A 16,500-nucleotide genomic window follows, 5' to 3' on the forward strand; every position below is an offset into this window, starting at 1 on the left:
CGCCAACACCGCGCCCGCATCCTGCTCACGCCAAGGTCCCGACATCCAAGTACGCAAGCAAAACTATTGCTATTTAGTTGTTCTAAATAAGAAATTTTTAACGCCGTTAGCGTCAGATTTACTCCTTCAAATTGAGCAAGTATTAAGACAAATTGGTATAAGTGTGGCAGTAGAATCTAGCCACTTGAAAACGACGGTTAGTAAAGTGCAAAGTGCTCGCAAGTTCCGTCGTAAAGTCAAACTTGGCCGCAGGCAGTCTTTGCTCATTGGTTAAATAAATTCGGCTTACTACATGACGGCGATTATTTAAGTGAAGCCCTACTCGCGCAGAGCTTTGTAAATACGCATTCACATGCTGGCTTTTCATATACCGACCAGTTGCTGCGATTTGTTTATTGCTTGCCAATGCAAATGCCGCTGATACAGTGGCAGTGGGTGCTTTTACGGCCTCGGTTTGCGCTGACTTTCTCGCAACTTGCAAGCCACTGGCAATAGAGGCTGTCTGCAGTTTTAGGCTCATTTTGGCACCGACTAAAAAGTCGAAATGGGCGCGTTTTGGTTTAGTGCTATCAGTAACATCTTTAACGGCTTGGTAAAGCTCTGGACTTAAGATCACAGCGTCACTGGTATAGGGAATTTCATTCGCCCACGCGATAAACAGAAAGGTATGCGGCTGCTTTGATTGATAAGGCGCCAGTGCTATATCATCAATTTCTTGAAACCATTCAAAAAACTCAACACTTACCCCTAGCGCTGCCAATGCTCGCTTTACCGAGCCAACCGTGCCTTTGTGCTTATGCACTTTGACCGAATTGGCGATAAATGCCCGTTTAGTATCTACCGGCCAGCTTTCATCCCACTCATCTACTGATAAAGACCATGCAAGCCAAGGTAATAAAGCCTCTGGGCAGGTCTCTGGGTGCCATTGTTTGCCCACATATTCTGGGATAGTTGGTGTTACCTCAAGCTTACTCGGTGAGTCTTCAACTTGCTCGGCAATGGCGCGAACCAGCGGTGATGTGCCAGGTGGCAGTAATTTATGATAACTTGTCATAGCTCATCTTATTCCGTTGGAAAATGTAATTGCACATCGCGACAGTAAGCTGCATTTTTCGCACTTGGTGATAGGTCGTCATGCATCGAGCGAAGCTTCACTTTTCTTACTCCTCCTTGATGCAAAGCATCAATAAGCCCCGAGCTAGGTACTTCTTTCCCGAGCAAGTAATGCGATTGAATAAAGTTTTCAATTGCACGATGGATGGACACTTTAACCTGCTCCGTATTAATACCTGCATTAAAGTAAATATCGGCTTCAATCCTGTAGGCCGTTGGCTCTACCAAATGCACGCGTACAAGGTCCGTAAGCGGTCTAACATCTTCGTCATTGAGGTAACGTAACACCTCTGTTCTAAGTGCTTCTTTATCTTCCAAAGTCACCACATCAGCAACTGGTAACACATGGACTTCAACAATACCCGGCAATGTTGATTCAACAAACACGTCTTTCACTTTTGCAGAAGCGGTAAACGCGTGGTACTGATAAGCACCAGACGTGCCTCCCATTGAATGACTTTCAAGAGAAAGTGGGATCCGCAAACGATAGCGTTCATCCGATTCTGCTTCTTCTCGCGCCACACCGAACAAAACACCCAAATGATCCAAGTCACTGCCTGTAGCATATGCCACCATCACAGATTGTGCGGCGTCATTCACACGCTGTCTCAGTAATACCTCGCGATAGGCAAAAAGCTCCATCAGCTTTATTGCTGGATCAGAGGGAAGAAATGGATAATCTGGAAACTGCTGTTGCAATTGCGCTTCTAATTCCTGATAAATAGCTTCATAGCTGACTGTCTCCAACACATCAGGTGCAGATAGGCGTGTCAAATCGATAGCATTATTCATGCTACTCTCCTTTTAAATGGGGTTGGATAAAGAAAGCCAATACGGCCGATAATAGCGGCGCTACGGACCCACTCTGCGGGCACCGAGCAACGTATCTAATTTTTTATCTATAGAATCTAAGCGCTTTTCGATGCGCTTTTGGTCTTCTTGGCGAATTTGCTTGAGGTGGTCAAGCGCTTGGGAGTTAGTGGTGATCCTTTTATCCAAGTCGCCAAGGTAAATAACACCAGACACCAACAGCGCAATGGTGGTGAGAATGTGGGCCAAATTAAACTCTTTTTTCATTTGCCATTGTTCAGGATGATTCACTTGCTGACCCCTTTTACTTTCTCAACGGTTCTAAGCCCTGCAAGCCCTAACATGGCAAGCGTAAGCTCTAACATCACATCAAGCGGCAATTCAGGCGTACCATGTTCAGGCATTAACCATTGTAGAATTGGATTAACCACGAACGAAAACAAAAAGCCAAAACCACACACCCACATCAAAAAAGGCCTCGCCCCCGCTACAAACACACTGCGATGCGCTGCTTGAACTTGATTGATCTGCGCTTGTACTAATGCATGCTTTGCTATCAATCTCGCCTTTAAATGCTCTTGCTTGAGCACTTCTTCTTCACTGGTAAATAATTCATCAAGAATATTGCCAATTGCTTCTATCGGAGCCACTGTTTTTGCAGAAAATAGGCTACCTAATAGACTCATGATTGCCATTCCCCTGAAATCATCTGTTGAGCAAGCTCTTGGGCACGATTAGGTACTTGTCTTGCCCATCGGCTATCTAACATTTCTAGTGCGGCGGTATCAAAATCACCTTTTTCGACCGCTTGTAACATTCGACTAAAGTTAAGTAACCCTGTGATCCCTAAATTAAATGCCATATTTACCAGCACCGCCATCCGTGCATCGTTGCAGTGTTGGGTTGCAATCCTGCGCGCCACCGCCGCTTTGGCATTTTCTACATCGCTCGCAAGTAGTGATTCTGCTTCTTCTTCATCAATTCCCTTATCATCGAGATTTCGACCATAGCCAATAGTCAGTTTTCCCGCAGTACAAAGGTAAGGAAATTGGCGAAACCCCTCATGTTTTTTGAGTTGCTCTACTGTATTCATTACGGACATACAATTCCCCTTTATTGTTGCTAATGTGTCGACATATTAACCATCAAGCTTTGCTCAGCTTTCAATAACCAAAACTCCATTGAACGCTTGCTGTCAAAACCCAATGTTTTTGCTGCATCGACCACCTTGTTATGCATCATGTATTTAGCTCGAATTGCACGCTTACATTCTGGTCTAAGTAACTCAATTGATGCGGTAAGTTGAGCAATTTCATCGGGTACATGCATCTGCTCTGCACTGACGTATTTGCTTGATGAACTGCCAATAGCTTCAGTTGCAGCTTGACGGCTAAAGCCCTTACCTAGCTCTTTACTACACCAAAACTTACCCCAGCGCTTAAGGGCAGTACGTACCTGTTTAATTGTCACTTGCTTGTTGGTCATGGATTTTTCCTATCACTTCTAAAATATCGAGTAAGTACACATCTTCAACTAGGCCAATAACATCATTCCAGCGTGGGCTATACTCCCTATTTTCCCATCGTCTTAACGTACGCTCCTCAATACCATAATGAGCGGCTGATTCAGCTTGCGTGTAACCTCTGAGCTTTCGCGCAACACGAAGAATTTCGGCTCCTGTTGGAGCTGGTTTGCTTTGGCCCACCAGTCTGGATGTGGTTGTGTTTATAAGTGTCATTGTTCTCCTTACCTCAAAAAATAAACACGACTAGTGAAAATTTGTTCTGCTTAGCTGAATGGGGATCGCTGAAAAGCGAAAACAACGTAGCCGTTCATCCTTGCCATCGAGTTTTTAGTTCCGGTAAAAACCCACCACGCCCGTTAACATGTTCATCTGATAACTTTCTTCAGCGTAGTGATATAATAGCGATTTCTCGGATTGGAAACAGGTCAAAAATGACCTATGAATGATACGCTTACAATTAATAACTGGATAAATAAACAGTTTAATTATTTAACTTATTAAAAGGTAAATAAAAAATTACAATGGTTAACCAAACACTAGCTTGGGCATTGTTTTTTCCTCGTTCTGAACTATCAACATTGCAGCACTGGAAGGCTTTCTCTAAAATACATCTAAATTAAAAAAGAGATTGGAAACTCATGGCTCAATATATTTATACCATGTCGCGGGTGAGCAAAGTTGTGCCACCTAAGCGCACTATTCTGAAAGACATTTCTTTATGCTTTTTCCCAGGCGCTAAAATTGGTGTTTTAGGTCTTAATGGTGCAGGTAAATCGACCTTACTTCGCATTATGGCGGGTGTGGATAATGAATTCGAGGGCGAGGCACGTCCGCAACCTGGTACTAAGATTGGTTACCTACCGCAGGAACCTGTACTAGATGAAAGCAAAACCGTTCGTGAAACGATTGAAGAAGCGGTTGGTGAAGTTAAGCGCGCCCTGAATCGATTAGACGAAGTGTACGCTGAGTATGCAATGGAAGATGCTGACTTTGATGCGCTAGCCAAAGAGCAAGGCGAATTAGAAGCTATTATCCAAGCACATGACGGTCACAACCTAGATAATGCGCTTGAGCGCGCTGCCGATGCGCTTCGCTTACCAGAATGGGATGCAAAAATTGAGCATCTCTCTGGTGGTGAAAGACGCCGTGTTGCTATCTGCCGCCTATTACTTGAAAAACCAGATATGTTGCTTCTTGACGAACCAACTAACCACTTAGATGCCGAGTCAGTTGCATGGTTGGAGCGATTCCTTCATGACTACGAGGGCACCGTGGTGGCGATCACCCACGACCGCTACTTCCTAGATAATGTAGCAGGCTGGATTTTAGAGCTTGACCGTGGCCATGGCATTCCGTGGGAAGGTAACTATTCTTCATGGCTTGAGCAAAAAGATGCGCGCTTGAAGCAAGAAGAAAAGTCAGAGAAAGCACGCCAGAAGTCGATTGAAAAAGAACTTGAGTGGGTGCGCTCAAATCCGAAAGGTCGCCAAGCTAAATCTAAAGCACGTATGGCGCAGTTTACTGAGCTTCAGCAAAACGACTATCAAAAGCGTAACGAAACCAATGAGCTATTCATTCCACCTGGCCCTCGCTTAGGCGACCAAGTGATTGAAGTAAGCAACTTACGTAAGAGCTTCGGTGACAGATTGTTGATTGACGATTTGAACTTCAACGTACCTAAAGGCGCAATTGTTGGGATCATCGGTGCAAACGGCGCGGGTAAATCAACACTGTTTAGAATGCTAAGCGGTCAAGAGCAGCCAGATAGTGGTAACATCACTATTGGTGAAACAGTGGAAATCGCCACAGTTGAACAGTTCCGTGATGACATGGACGGTAATAACACCGTATTCCAAGAGATCTCTAACGGCCAAGACATTCTTAAAATTGGCAACTTTGAAGTACCGAGCCGCGCCTATGTTGGCCGCTTTAACTTTAAGGGCAATGACCAACAAAAGTTTGTAAAAGAGCTTTCCGGTGGTGAGCGTAATCGTCTGCACTTAGCTAAACTGCTAAAAGCAGGCGGTAACGTACTGTTGCTGGATGAACCAACCAACGATCTAGACGTTGAAACGTTACGAGCGCTAGAAAATGCGATTTTGGAATTCCCAGGCTGCGTTATGTGTATCTCGCACGACCGTTGGTTCCTAGACCGCATCGCGACGCACATTCTAGATTACCGTGATGAAGGCCAAATCAATTTCTTTGACGGCAACTACACCGAATACGAAGAGTGGCTGAAGAAGACCTTTGGCGCTGAGGCGGCAGAGCCAAAACGTATCAAATACAAGAAGATTGGCTAATAAGCCTATCGACAATGATAATCTGAGGCTCCCCGTTAGGAGCCTTTTTTATTTTTTAATACCTGCTTTTCTTTATTCATGCCGCACTATGGAGGTACGTAGCAAATCAAACTGCAACAGCGATCCTATCCAGCCAGCGTAATTTATTGTCATTTTTTAGTAGCGAGCACAATGATATAAGCTATTATTTACCTATACGGACTATTAGGATCAGTAATGAAAGAACGTCGACGTTTTTCCAGAGTTATTTTTTCAAACGAGGCACAGTTTATGGCCTCAAGCGGTGATTTTAGCTGTGAAATATTGGATTTATCGCTCAATGGGGCATTGCTTACCTTACCCGATGGCTATGTGCCACTCAAAAACGACCCAGCAAGTTTAAACTTTTATCTACCAGGGAGTGATATCCAAATTACGATGGAGATAGAAGTTCGTCATGTTGAAGAGGGTCACCTAGGCGTACATTGCCGCCAAATCGATCTCGATAGTGTGACGCATTTAAAGCGCCTTATTGAACTTAACCTTGGAGATGATGATATACTACATCGCGAGCTGGAGCAGCTCACCTACGATGATGATTAATATCTATCGGATTTCAAGTTCGATTCAATAACAAAGAGAAAATTATGATTTTGGATTCTTTACAAGGATTTGTCCCTTTTATTTCCTACTTCGGCCTTGCCTACTTACTTACCTTAGCCTTTTTATTTATCTACTCCAAAGTTACGCCTTATTGTGAGTGGAAACTAGTTAAAGAAAACAATCCTGCTGCCGCAGCTGCGTTTTGCGGTACCTTAATTGGTTTTGTCTTGCCTATCGCCAGTGCCGCTATAAATGCAGTATCACTTATTGATTTTGCCGTTTGGGGAATTATTGCAGGAGTCATGCAATTAATTACCTTCTTCATGGTAAGGCTGTATATGCCGAGGTTATCCGAGAAAATCGAAAATAATCACATCAGTGCAGGTCTGTTCTTAGGTGGAGCCTCGCTTGCGACCGGAATTTTGAATGCCGCATGCATGACCTATTAAGGAGTCAAGATGAAAAGGAGTAGAACAATCAAATTGACTTTATTAATGGGCGCCACAGGAGGGTTGACCGCGTGCGGTGATAGTGACGAATCAGCGTTACTTTTTAAAGACATTGATGAATGCACATCATTCGGTATTGAGGAAGAAGCATGCCAGTTTCAATACCAACAAGCTCTCGATAGCCATCGCCAAGAAGCGCCCAAATATGCCTCTGAGCAGTTGTGCGAAAGCGACTTTGGCTTTGATCGCTGTGAAAATTCGAGTGGTGGGATTTGGCGTCCAATTATGGCAGGCTTTATGGTTGCTGCACTTGCAGAAGCCGTGGACGAAGGCCTAGACATGATGAAAAAGCGCAAGAAGAAAAAGGCAGCTTACTTAGGCGGCACTTACTATTCTGGCGCAAAACCGCTGTATCGCTCTCGTGATGACTTCTTTAGCTATCGAAATGCGCAAAACGGGTTTGTCGCATCTGCAAAATCTTCTGGTACAACGTCGGTCAAAAGCTCGACCATCAATTACAAGCCGCGTGCCAGCTCCGTATCACGTAGTCGCGGTGGATTTGGTCGTAGTGCTACTCGTAGTAGCGGTGGCAGTTGGGGCAGCTAAGCCAACCTTAGCTTAATAAAAGATAAGCCGAGGTTCACTCGGCTTTTTATTGAGTATTCTGTAGTTTACTTGATATCTATGCAATTGATATTAGACGGATCGATTTTATCCTTATGTTAAGAATTTCTATTGATGAACGCCCATACTGGCGTGAACAAGCAAAAGCCCACGGCTTTGAATTTCATACTATGTATGGTGAAAAGTACTGGGATGAAAGTGCTTATTATCAATTTACGTTAAAACAAATTGAGCAAGACTTGGAAGACCCAAGTGATGAACTCCACCAAATGCTCTTACACCTTGTCGATTTAGTGTGTAATGACGAATCACTTCTGCAACAGTTTGCTATTCCAGAGTCGCAATGGGAATTAGTGACTCGCTCATGGCGTCGCCGCGACCAAGCACTCTATGGCCGCTTTGATTTTAGTTACGATGGTAAGTCACCAGCCAAGCTGCTGGAGGCCAATTATGACACGCCCACCAGCTTATTCGAAACGGGTTACTGGCAGTGGCTATGGCTTGAGGAACAAGTGAAAGTCGGTAAACTGCCTCGCAATGCGGATCAATTTAATGGCCTACAAGAAGCGCTAATTGAGCGGTTTTATCAACTACATAAATGTTACCGTGGTGCTCCCCTACACTTTTCTTGCTGCAAAGAAAGCATTGAGGACTTGGGCACTATTCAGTATATGCGCAGCTGCGCGATGGAAGCTGGACTCAAAACGAAACAAGTTTTTATCGAAGATATCGGATTTGATAACCAACACTTTGTCGACCTTGATGATTCAAAAATTCAATGGATGTTTAAGCTATACCCGTGGGAATTTATGTTTCAAGATGAATATAGTGAGCAGTTATCAAAAGCAAAAGTGCAATGGCTAGAGCCTGCTTGGAAAGCGATTTTATCTAATAAAGCAATCTTACCTTTGCTATGGCAAACCTTTCCCAATCACCCAAATCTGTTATCGGCATACTTTGAACAGGACAAGCATAAAATTGCAAACAGCGAGTCCGGCTATGTGAAGAAGCCGCTATTTTCTCGTGAAGGCGCGAATATTGAGATCCGAAAAGATCAACAACTGCTTGCACAGTCTGCTGGTGGATATGGCGAAGAAGGTTATATTTATCAAGCTTACTCACCTTTGCCCAAATTTGCAGGCTTCAATACGCTCATCGGCTCATGGATTGTCGGTGATAAAGCAGTTGGAATTGGTGTTCGTGAAGATAAAAGCCTGATCACCCAAGATCTTAGCCGTTTCTTACCCCATATCATTGTTGGCTAAACTCATTGAACACTAAATAACTTAGTCAGTATGGAACAATATGTTCCATACCTCAAATTAGTGTTCAGCCAAGAATAAAAGCTTATTAAATTCAAGCCATTCGTGCTTTTTAGACAAACACTTGGCAAAACCCGCTACAAAAATTAACACAAACTTAACCAGTGTACTAAAGTAATATCTGGGTTTTGCATCAGGTTGAGAAAGCAATACTTGGCTTGTTGCAACAAATTTTTGGAAAGTGCACTCAACAGGTTGGAGTGCATAGATACGTTATAGATCACTTAGCGAGCTAGGAAGTAATACCAACTGGTATAAAAGCAGTCAGCCTCAAAAGTGTGAGACATAGTCGACTAAGGAACTCACATGACTCACTACAAAATAGGTACAGACATTAGTCAAAAACCCATTCCAGACGCGGTGAAGGTCGCAGTGATAGGGGCTGGTATGTCTGGTTTGTATAGCGCTTGGCGATTACAGTGCGAAACAGACGTTGATGACTTCGCCATTTTTGAGCGCAGCAACCGCACAGGTGGAAGATTAGACTCCGATCTTATCCATTTCAGAGATAACCGCGTAGGAGCAAAGCCTGACAGCACCATTACAGTCAAAGAAGAGCAAGGTGGTATGCGGTTTCTATTTGAGGGTATGGATGACCTAATGGCCCTCTTTCTTAAATTGGGCCTAGAAGATCAGATAGTCCCTTTCCCTATGAATAGCGGCGGCAATAACCGACTCTACTTTCGCGGTACCAGCTTTTCGGTAAACGATGCCGAACAAGACGACTATCATATTTGGTCAGCACTTTATAACCTCGACCCAAACGAGCAAGGTGTTAACCCCAAAGACATTATTAATGTTGTTTTTAATCGTATCTTGCAAGTGAATCCACAGTTCGATTCAAGGCCAGAGGTTCGCGGTCCAGAGTTTTGGCAGGATTTCCGTCTGCAATGTCAATGGCAAGGTGAGCCGCTATATAATTGGTCTTTGTGGGATTTACTCACTGATATGGGTTATAGCCAAGAATGTATCACCATGCTGTATCGTGTTTTGGGCTTTAATGGCACCTTCTTATCGAAAATGAATGCGGGGGTTGCCTATCAGCTTTTGGAAGACTTTCCTGCAGATGTCGAATTTAGAACCTTTAAAGACGGCTTTAGCACCCTACCAAACGCGCTGGTGGATAAAATAGGTAAAGAGAAGATTTACCTGCAAACGAGCATCGATAGCATCGCCTTTGATAAAGCAGACAATCTTTATGTACTTAAGTACACCAAAACCGAGCAAGACGGACAGATAAGCGAAGGAACATTTAAAGCCGAAAAGCTTATTTTAGGGCTACCAAGACTCGCGCTTGAAAAGTTGTTCATAGCGTCAGATGTATTCAAGCAACTACCAAAGCAGCGGCGCGATGCGTTATGGGATACATTGCAAAGCACAAGCAACCAACCGCTCCTGAAGATTAATTTATACTACGACACTGCATGGTGGGGAACCGGCATGACAGGCCGCCCAGCTGTCAGCTTTGGACCTAACTTTGCCGATTTACCAACAGGTTCTGTTTATCCCTTTTATGCTTTAGATGATGAACTCGCAGCCGCGCTTATGTATAACGAGCGTCATGCCGAGCCTAACTCTGAAACCCAACACAAGCTCGAAGGGATAGAAGCCGCTAAATACAGTCGCCCAGCTGCATTGACTATTTACTGTGATTATCTAAATATTAATTTTTGGAGTGCACTGCAAAACAAAGGTGAGCTTTATCATCACCCTCGAGAGTCAGAACTCGTTGAATCTATTCCCAGTGATATTTTTCCAGCCTCGGAAGCGGTTGTACGACAAGCGACACAATTCTTTAAAGACATTTTTAATACACATTATGTTCCACAGCCGACCCTCACAAGCGCTCGAATTTGGGAGGGGAATGTGAATTTCAATGTCCCTGAAAATCTTCAATTTGGTTTTGGTGTACATCAATGGGCGATTGGTGTGAATGATAAAGACGTCATCGAAGATTTAGTGGAGCCGTTGCCAAATCTATTTACCTGCGGTGAAACTTACTCTGATTATCAGGGCTGGGTAGAAGGCGCGTTACGTTCGACAGATTTAGCGCTACAAAAAGGGTTTGGTTTAGCGCCACTAAGCGAGGTCTTTGAAACAGACCAAGGCTGTAGCTCGTCAGAAGCAATACAAATCGCCTACCGGAAAATTGCTAATGAAATGATTATGGAATATATCGATCCTAACTTTTCGCCAAACACTAAAGACAAAGTCACGCTTGCTGATACCAATAGTGTGCTTGGCGTCAACCTTAGTTATTTCGATAAGCCCTAACCCGCCTCTCTAGTAACGAGGAGTTTTTTACTCCTCATTATCCCTACCTTGCAGAACTAATTGATAGTTCTCGACCAACTAGAACCGTTCCGGCGTACTTCAAGTTACCCTAAGCTCCGCTGCTCTGAGCCCTGTGATAAGTATTCTACGCTTTTGTGATAAAAACGTGATAACTCCGTGAGCCAATCTCAATATCTTGCAGCCATGATAAAGGGACTGTTAATCCTAATAAGAAGAGTACATCATGAAAGCAAAAATCCTGACCACCCTAGTCGCAACGTGTTTATCTAGCGCTGCGCTTGCACAAGACCTTGAAGTAAAAATCACTAACCTCACTCACGGTATTTACTATACGCCTTTACTGGTAGCTGCTCATAATCAAGATACCGCTCTTTTTAAACTCGGTGAGCAAGCTTCTGAAGCATTGCAAGCCATGGCCGAAGGCGGTGACATTTCAGCTTTAGGACAAATCCTCGAAAGCTCAAACGCCAATATGGTTGCCAACCCAGCTGAGGGGCTACTTGCACCCGCAGGCTCTACAATGGCGATGATATCCACTATTGAAGGAAATACGCATCTTTCAATTGTGGCGATGCTACTTCCTACCAATGATGGATTTGTAGGATTAAATGCTTGGCCTATTCCAAGCGCTGCCGGCACCTATGAAGTTTACCTTAATGCCTATGATGCGGGTACTGAAGCGAATAATGAACTGGTTGTCGAAGGCTCTGGTGCACCCGGTATTTTAGGGATCCCAGCATCGCCAGGTGCAGCTCCTGGCACTCAAGGTGCTGGCGTCACAGCAAGTGAAGAAAACACCATGGTCCATATTCACAGAGGCAACCTAGGTGACGACGAGCAAGTCGGCGGTAATAGCGATCTGCATAACACAGTGCACCGTTGGTTAAATCCCGTAGCTAAAGTAACAATAACCGTAAAATAAGGGGGAGCTATGAAAGCGAAATTAGCATTAATTGCCATGTCTGCGCTCCTGCTCAGTGCATGTGGAGACAATGACAATAATATGGTGATGCCAGAGCCTCCGGTTGAGCCAGAGCCAGTTGAGTATGAGTTTGCCATCACTATCACGAACCTTACACATGCACAGCCTATGTCACCAATTGCAGCGCTGCTTCATCAGTCTGGTCATTACTTTACTGTCGGCATGCCAGCAAGTGAAGCATTAGAGCAACTTGCAGAGGGCGGAAATAACAGCGATATTATAGCCGACGAGATGACACTAGCATCCGTCTCAACGGTTGGGCCTTTAGGCCCCGGTGCGACAACCAACCTTTCCATCAAAACTACAGACCTTTCTGAGCTTAAATTATCGCTATTAACCATGATGGTGAATACCAATGATGGATTCTCCGGTCTAAATGCTATAGACGTCTCTGCGTTGCCCGTAGGTGAGGTGCAAATGTATCGAACACTTGCCTACGATGCTGGCACTGAGCTGAATAGTGAAGCCGCGGGAACCATACCAGGCCCAGCAGACAGCGGTGAGGGCTTTAACGCAGAGCGCAACGATAATCACAACATGGTGACGATGCACAGTGGTGTAGTTGGTAGTGATGATGGACTCCAAAGTTCAACGCTCACTAGTATCCATAAATTTGATAACCCGCTGCTTGCAGTCACTATCGAGAGAGTTAAATAGCCTATGCGCAACCGCCTGCCATAGGCGTTTGCGCTTTCATAAAGGGCTATTTATGTTAGAAAACGTGTTGCTAGTTGAAGATGACCTAGACATAGCGAGATTGCTCCAAGTGCATTTAGAGGAGTTAGCTTTAGCGGTAACGCATGTTGCCGACGGCAACCAAGTATTGTCGGTTGCTAAAGCAAACGATTTTGCCGTGATTTTACTGGATTTAATGCTACCTAATATGGATGGACTAACCCTTTGTCGAGAGCTTAAGGCGCTTTACCCTATGAGTAGTGTCATCATCGTCACCTCAAAAAGTAGTGATATCGATAGGATCATTGGACTTGAAGTTGGTGCAGACGACTATATATGCAAGCCTTTTAATACGAGAGAGTTGCAAGCAAGAGTGAAAGCGCAGCTACGCCATGTCAGGCAACTTAAGCAACCAATGCAGACTGAAAATGTGGACTTCCCACGCGATAAAATTGCAGTTGGAAACTTAGTTATCGATGCCTGTTGTCATGAAATTTCGTTGGCTAATGTTAGATTAGACCTTACCGCAACCGAATTTGAGCTGCTGCAGTTTTTTGCTAAACACCCAAATCACGTGTTTTCTCGAACCCAGTTATTAGAATCAGTATGGGGCTACCAACACTCAGGATACGAGCATACCGTTAACTCCCATATTAATCGTCTGAGGGCAAAGCTTGAAGCTATTTCAAATAATACGGTGATAGAAACAGTATGGGGCGTTGGTTACAAATTAAATTCAGCCTCTCTTAATGGGCAAAGCGTATGAAGCTCTCACTCTACAAAAAACTCGCACTGACCTTATTTGTCACTTTCGTTGTCATAGCAGCGATTTTTGTGTGGTGGACTCAAGCGCTATCTCAAGTCTCTAAATCTCAAGCAGAACAACAATTACACCTCGCACTTGCGACCCATCTTGTTGACGATAACCCCCTGATAAAAGAGGGAGTGTACGACTATGATGGTTTGAGTAATCTATTTCACACCTTGATGATTCTAGGCCCCTCATTCGAGTTTTACTTTGTCTCCCCTGAAGGTAAGTTATTAACATACTCTGCAGCCCCTGGAGAGGTTAAACGTCAGCAAATTGATGTTACCCCATTAAAAAAACTCCTAAAGAGCGATAGCCAACTACCTGTATTTGGTGACGATCCTAGGAGTGTTAACGGCAGTAAAATTTTCTCTGTGGCCCCTGTATTTAATCAAGATATTTTGCAGGGTTATCTATATATCATCATCGGCTCGTCAAAATACGATAGTATTATTGAGCAACTAAAAAATTCAGACAAGGTGATGCTTGGCGTAAGTTGGTTATTAGGCACTTTGTTCTTTTTGCTGGTTGTCGTCCTACTACTGCTTAATAAAATCACCAAGCCCGTGTCCAGACTGACTCAATATATAGACCAGGTCAGTCAAAACCAGTTTAATATTAGTCGTGATGCCCAAATAAATTGGCCCGAAGAACATGATGAGATCCATCAGCTAGGTCGCAGCGTCAATGCTATGCTGGATAAAATTCAGCAGCAATTAACCACACTTAACCTCAAAGATGAACAACGTAGAGAGTTGCTTTCCCAACTTAGCCACGATCTTCGCACACCACTTGCTTCACTTAAAGGTTACATAGAACTAATAGAAAAACAAACGAGTGACAAAAATATCGTTTCACACATCGAAATTGCCATCAAAAATATAAATCAACTGAATCATCTTATTGCACAAATTTTTGAGCTAGCCCACTTAGAAGCCGGACATACCAAACTCCATGTCGAGCCCTTTAATCTGCTGGAGTTAATGTATGACGTCGCAGCAAAATTCAAGTTGAAAGCTGAAGCCAACCAGTTACAGATAGTCGTATCCCCACCTCAAAGTACTTTGGTGATTGTCAGTGACATAGGGAAACTAGATAGAGTGCTGTCAAACTTAATAGATAACGCCATTAGACACACCGAAGCTGGTGGAGAAATTAGTTTGATATTAGAAGAGTGTGAGGGTTATGCATATATTAAAGTAAATGATACAGGTATTGGTGTCAGTGCGTCAGACCTACAGTATATCTTTGATGCGAGTTTTCAAGCCAAAAATAGTAATAGTAACCGTAAACATAATGCAGGCCTTGGCCTTGCTATTACTAGTGAGCTGATCAAAATACTAAAAGGACGGATCAGTGTAGCAAGTGCACTCAATGAAGGCTGTCAATTCACCATCGTTTTGCCTTTGAACAAATAAATAACTAAAGCTCGGAGCAACCAGATCCAATTTGGTATCTACTACTCTGAGCTTCTACTCAAGATACACTATCAAGAAGTTTTCAAAGTAAATATTTTCTGGCTTTCTATTCAGGTAAACTATATTTTAACTAAAAGTTAAAATAAAACACCATTGAATTGCAACACAATACGGAAAGTTTACTATGCCAATTGTCTCTATGCGTAACTTTATGAACCATATTGGAAACGCCAATGATGGCTTTCGCCAGAGTGCCTCATCGCTTAACAATATCACTCTATTGCTAGGTGGTAATGCACAAAATAGCCCAAATAATCGAAATATCAATAATCGGACGGCCGAAAATATAGAGGGAGAAATCCACGCTTTGCCAGTGGATAAACTTCTAAAATATCAAACTGCATTAGTATACTTAGGCAACGCATTAAATATAGATAGCTTTGCCCGTCCAACGAATTACAATATGGCTTTTCAGGATTTTGAATTACAATGGTACCAATTTCGAGATCCCACCCATGGTATGATAAGGATTGATAATGCACGGTATATTTTTAAGCATCAATTCACATTTGACAGTACCAACGGCGATGTAAACACCTTTACACACTGCCTAACTAGAGAGCATGTATGGTATCCTACTGCTAGGGCTTATGATCCTCCTTTTAACCAATTATTAAGTAGGGTACCCCAAAGCTTTTTTATGCCTCCAAATGGTTCACAGAGCGCCTCCGTAACTGACGACCACTCAACATTTAACCCTGATTATATTGTGAGACGCCCACTCACTATGGGAAGAACCATTGACATCCGTCAGCGTTATCAATATAGGCAACCAGGGCGGCAGTGGCAGAATATTCCAGGTGCTTCATATATTTTGAAAAAGGGTGTCCGCTGGGGTGTTGGTGGTGATCCTTGTTTTTTTCTTCTCTAAAGAGAATTATGCTCCAGAAAATCCTAAGGCATTTCACTTTGAGGTAGAGATCGCACTAGGAAATGCACCATTGGCTACTTTTAATAGACTACCATCGCGAGGGGCTACATCACATAATTCTATGCACAGGCAACGGGAGATAAGAGTGATCGCTGATGGCTCATAGTGACTGAAACATTCTCTAGATAGGGGGAATGCAAAGAGCAGTTAATACCAACAGTATTAATCTTCTCACCAATTTGAAGAATGAAATATTATCTTAACGCAGTTAGCGTCAGATTTGCTCCTTATTCACCAGAGCTAAATCTAATAGAACGAGTATGAAGCTGGATACTACAACATTGTTTATCTCGCGATGTACTGCACCCCAATTAAATAAACCCGCTACATTACTGTAACGGGGCCTTGGCTCGCTACGAAGTAGGATGTTCTACTTTCACATGAACGAAATGATACCAGTTGTATTAAGTAAATGATCCATCTTGAAGCGGGGAAATAGCTTTAGTAGCAAGGCTAAAAATTTTGCTATTTAGTTGTTCTATATGAGAAATTTTTAACGAAGTTAATATGCTATTTCACCCTTCAAATTGATTAGAGAATTAATTCATTTGGTATAACTCACGATGGCTGCAGAGGAGATCGACATCTTGCCCTACTCAGCTT

18 protein-coding genes are annotated in these 16,500 nt (G+C 43.3%); 11 read left to right on the forward strand and 7 right to left on the reverse strand.

Annotation, left to right across the window (positions count from 1 at the left end):
• Positions 1-142: 142 nt before the first annotated feature.
• Genes CWC03_RS09550 through CWC03_RS09580 form a run of 7 tightly spaced genes read right to left on the reverse strand, consistent with a single transcriptional unit; the run spans position 143 to position 3,661 of the window.
• Positions 143-1,054 (reverse strand): phage tail protein I, encoded by a 912-nt coding sequence (locus CWC03_RS09550; RefSeq protein WP_138581727.1) that lies wholly within the window; start codon positions 1,052-1,054, stop codon positions 143-145.
• A gap of 8 nt (positions 1,055-1,062) precedes the next feature.
• A complete protein-coding gene (locus CWC03_RS09555; RefSeq protein ID WP_138581728.1) occupies positions 1,063-1,905 on the reverse strand; it encodes a baseplate assembly protein in 843 nt (280 codons plus the stop codon).
• A 60-nt stretch (positions 1,906-1,965) separates the two neighbouring features.
• On the reverse strand, positions 1,966-2,214 hold the full coding sequence (locus CWC03_RS09560; protein WP_017218913.1) for a hypothetical protein: 249 nt from the start codon (positions 2,212-2,214) through the stop codon (positions 1,966-1,968).
• Positions 2,211-2,618 (reverse strand): 3TM-type holin, encoded by a 408-nt coding sequence (locus CWC03_RS09565; protein ID WP_128728036.1) that lies wholly within the window; start codon positions 2,616-2,618, stop codon positions 2,211-2,213. The genes CWC03_RS09560 and CWC03_RS09565 overlap by 4 nt, the downstream gene beginning before the upstream one ends.
• The gene (locus CWC03_RS09570; RefSeq protein ID WP_017218911.1) at positions 2,606-3,025 is read right to left on the reverse strand and encodes a glycoside hydrolase family protein; all 420 of its coding nucleotides are present in this window, start codon (positions 3,023-3,025) and stop codon (positions 2,606-2,608) included. Before CWC03_RS09570 ends, CWC03_RS09565 begins: the two co-directional genes overlap by 13 nt.
• Positions 3,026-3,045: 20 nt before the next feature.
• Positions 3,046-3,408, reverse strand: coding sequence for a hypothetical protein (locus tag CWC03_RS09575; RefSeq protein ID WP_039496108.1), 363 nt, complete (start codon positions 3,406-3,408; stop codon positions 3,046-3,048).
• Positions 3,383-3,661, reverse strand: coding sequence for a helix-turn-helix domain-containing protein (locus CWC03_RS09580; protein WP_010378322.1), 279 nt, complete (start codon positions 3,659-3,661; stop codon positions 3,383-3,385). Before CWC03_RS09580 ends, CWC03_RS09575 begins: the two co-directional genes overlap by 26 nt.
• Positions 3,662-4,086: 425 nt before the next feature.
• Between CWC03_RS09580 and ettA the strand changes: the two genes are divergently transcribed.
• The 11 genes from ettA (at position 4,087) to CWC03_RS09635 (ending at position 15,837) form a co-directional block, all read left to right on the forward strand.
• Positions 4,087-5,751 carry an energy-dependent translational throttle protein EttA gene (gene ettA, locus CWC03_RS09585; RefSeq protein ID WP_010604458.1) on the forward strand — a complete coding sequence of 555 codons (1,665 nt, stop codon included), beginning with the start codon at positions 4,087-4,089 and terminating at the stop codon, positions 5,749-5,751.
• Between the two features lie 216 nt (positions 5,752-5,967).
• Positions 5,968-6,333 (forward strand): PilZ domain-containing protein, encoded by a 366-nt coding sequence (locus tag CWC03_RS09590; protein ID WP_128728038.1) that lies wholly within the window; start codon positions 5,968-5,970, stop codon positions 6,331-6,333.
• A gap of 44 nt (positions 6,334-6,377) precedes the next feature.
• Positions 6,378-6,782 carry a DUF350 domain-containing protein gene (locus tag CWC03_RS09595; protein ID WP_138581729.1) on the forward strand — a complete coding sequence of 135 codons (405 nt, stop codon included), beginning with the start codon at positions 6,378-6,380 and terminating at the stop codon, positions 6,780-6,782.
• A gap of 9 nt (positions 6,783-6,791) precedes the next feature.
• Entirely contained in the window at positions 6,792-7,388 is a 597-nt protein-coding gene (locus CWC03_RS09600; RefSeq protein WP_138581730.1) for a DUF1190 domain-containing protein, read from the forward strand.
• A gap of 113 nt (positions 7,389-7,501) precedes the next feature.
• A complete protein-coding gene (locus tag CWC03_RS09605) occupies positions 7,502-8,671 on the forward strand; it encodes a glutathionylspermidine synthase family protein (RefSeq protein ID WP_138581731.1) in 1,170 nt (389 codons plus the stop codon).
• A gap of 363 nt (positions 8,672-9,034) precedes the next feature.
• Positions 9,035-11,002, forward strand: coding sequence for an FAD-dependent L-amino acid oxidase (locus CWC03_RS09610; protein WP_138581732.1), 1,968 nt, complete (start codon positions 9,035-9,037; stop codon positions 11,000-11,002).
• Positions 11,003-11,246: 244 nt separating this feature from the next.
• Positions 11,247-11,945 carry a spondin domain-containing protein gene (locus CWC03_RS09615; protein ID WP_138581733.1) on the forward strand — a complete coding sequence of 233 codons (699 nt, stop codon included), beginning with the start codon at positions 11,247-11,249 and terminating at the stop codon, positions 11,943-11,945.
• Positions 11,946-11,954: 9 nt separating this feature from the next.
• Positions 11,955-12,662: a spondin domain-containing protein gene (locus CWC03_RS09620; protein ID WP_138581734.1), complete on the forward strand. Its 708-nt coding sequence runs from the start codon at positions 11,955-11,957 to the stop codon at positions 12,660-12,662.
• Positions 12,663-12,714: 52 nt separating this feature from the next.
• Positions 12,715-13,446, forward strand: a complete 732-nt coding sequence (locus CWC03_RS09625) for a response regulator transcription factor (protein ID WP_138581735.1) — start codon at positions 12,715-12,717, stop codon at positions 13,444-13,446.
• Positions 13,443-14,906 (forward strand): sensor histidine kinase, encoded by a 1,464-nt coding sequence (locus CWC03_RS09630; protein ID WP_138581736.1) that lies wholly within the window; start codon positions 13,443-13,445, stop codon positions 14,904-14,906. Before CWC03_RS09625 ends, CWC03_RS09630 begins: the two co-directional genes overlap by 4 nt.
• Positions 14,907-15,090: 184 nt before the next feature.
• Entirely contained in the window at positions 15,091-15,837 is a 747-nt protein-coding gene (locus CWC03_RS09635; protein ID WP_138581737.1) for a hypothetical protein, read from the forward strand.
• Positions 15,838-16,500: the final 663 nt, after the last annotated feature.

Source organism: Pseudoalteromonas sp. S2755 (assembly GCF_005886535.1).
In the GTDB taxonomy this organism is placed as follows: domain Bacteria; phylum Pseudomonadota; class Gammaproteobacteria; order Enterobacterales; family Alteromonadaceae; genus Pseudoalteromonas.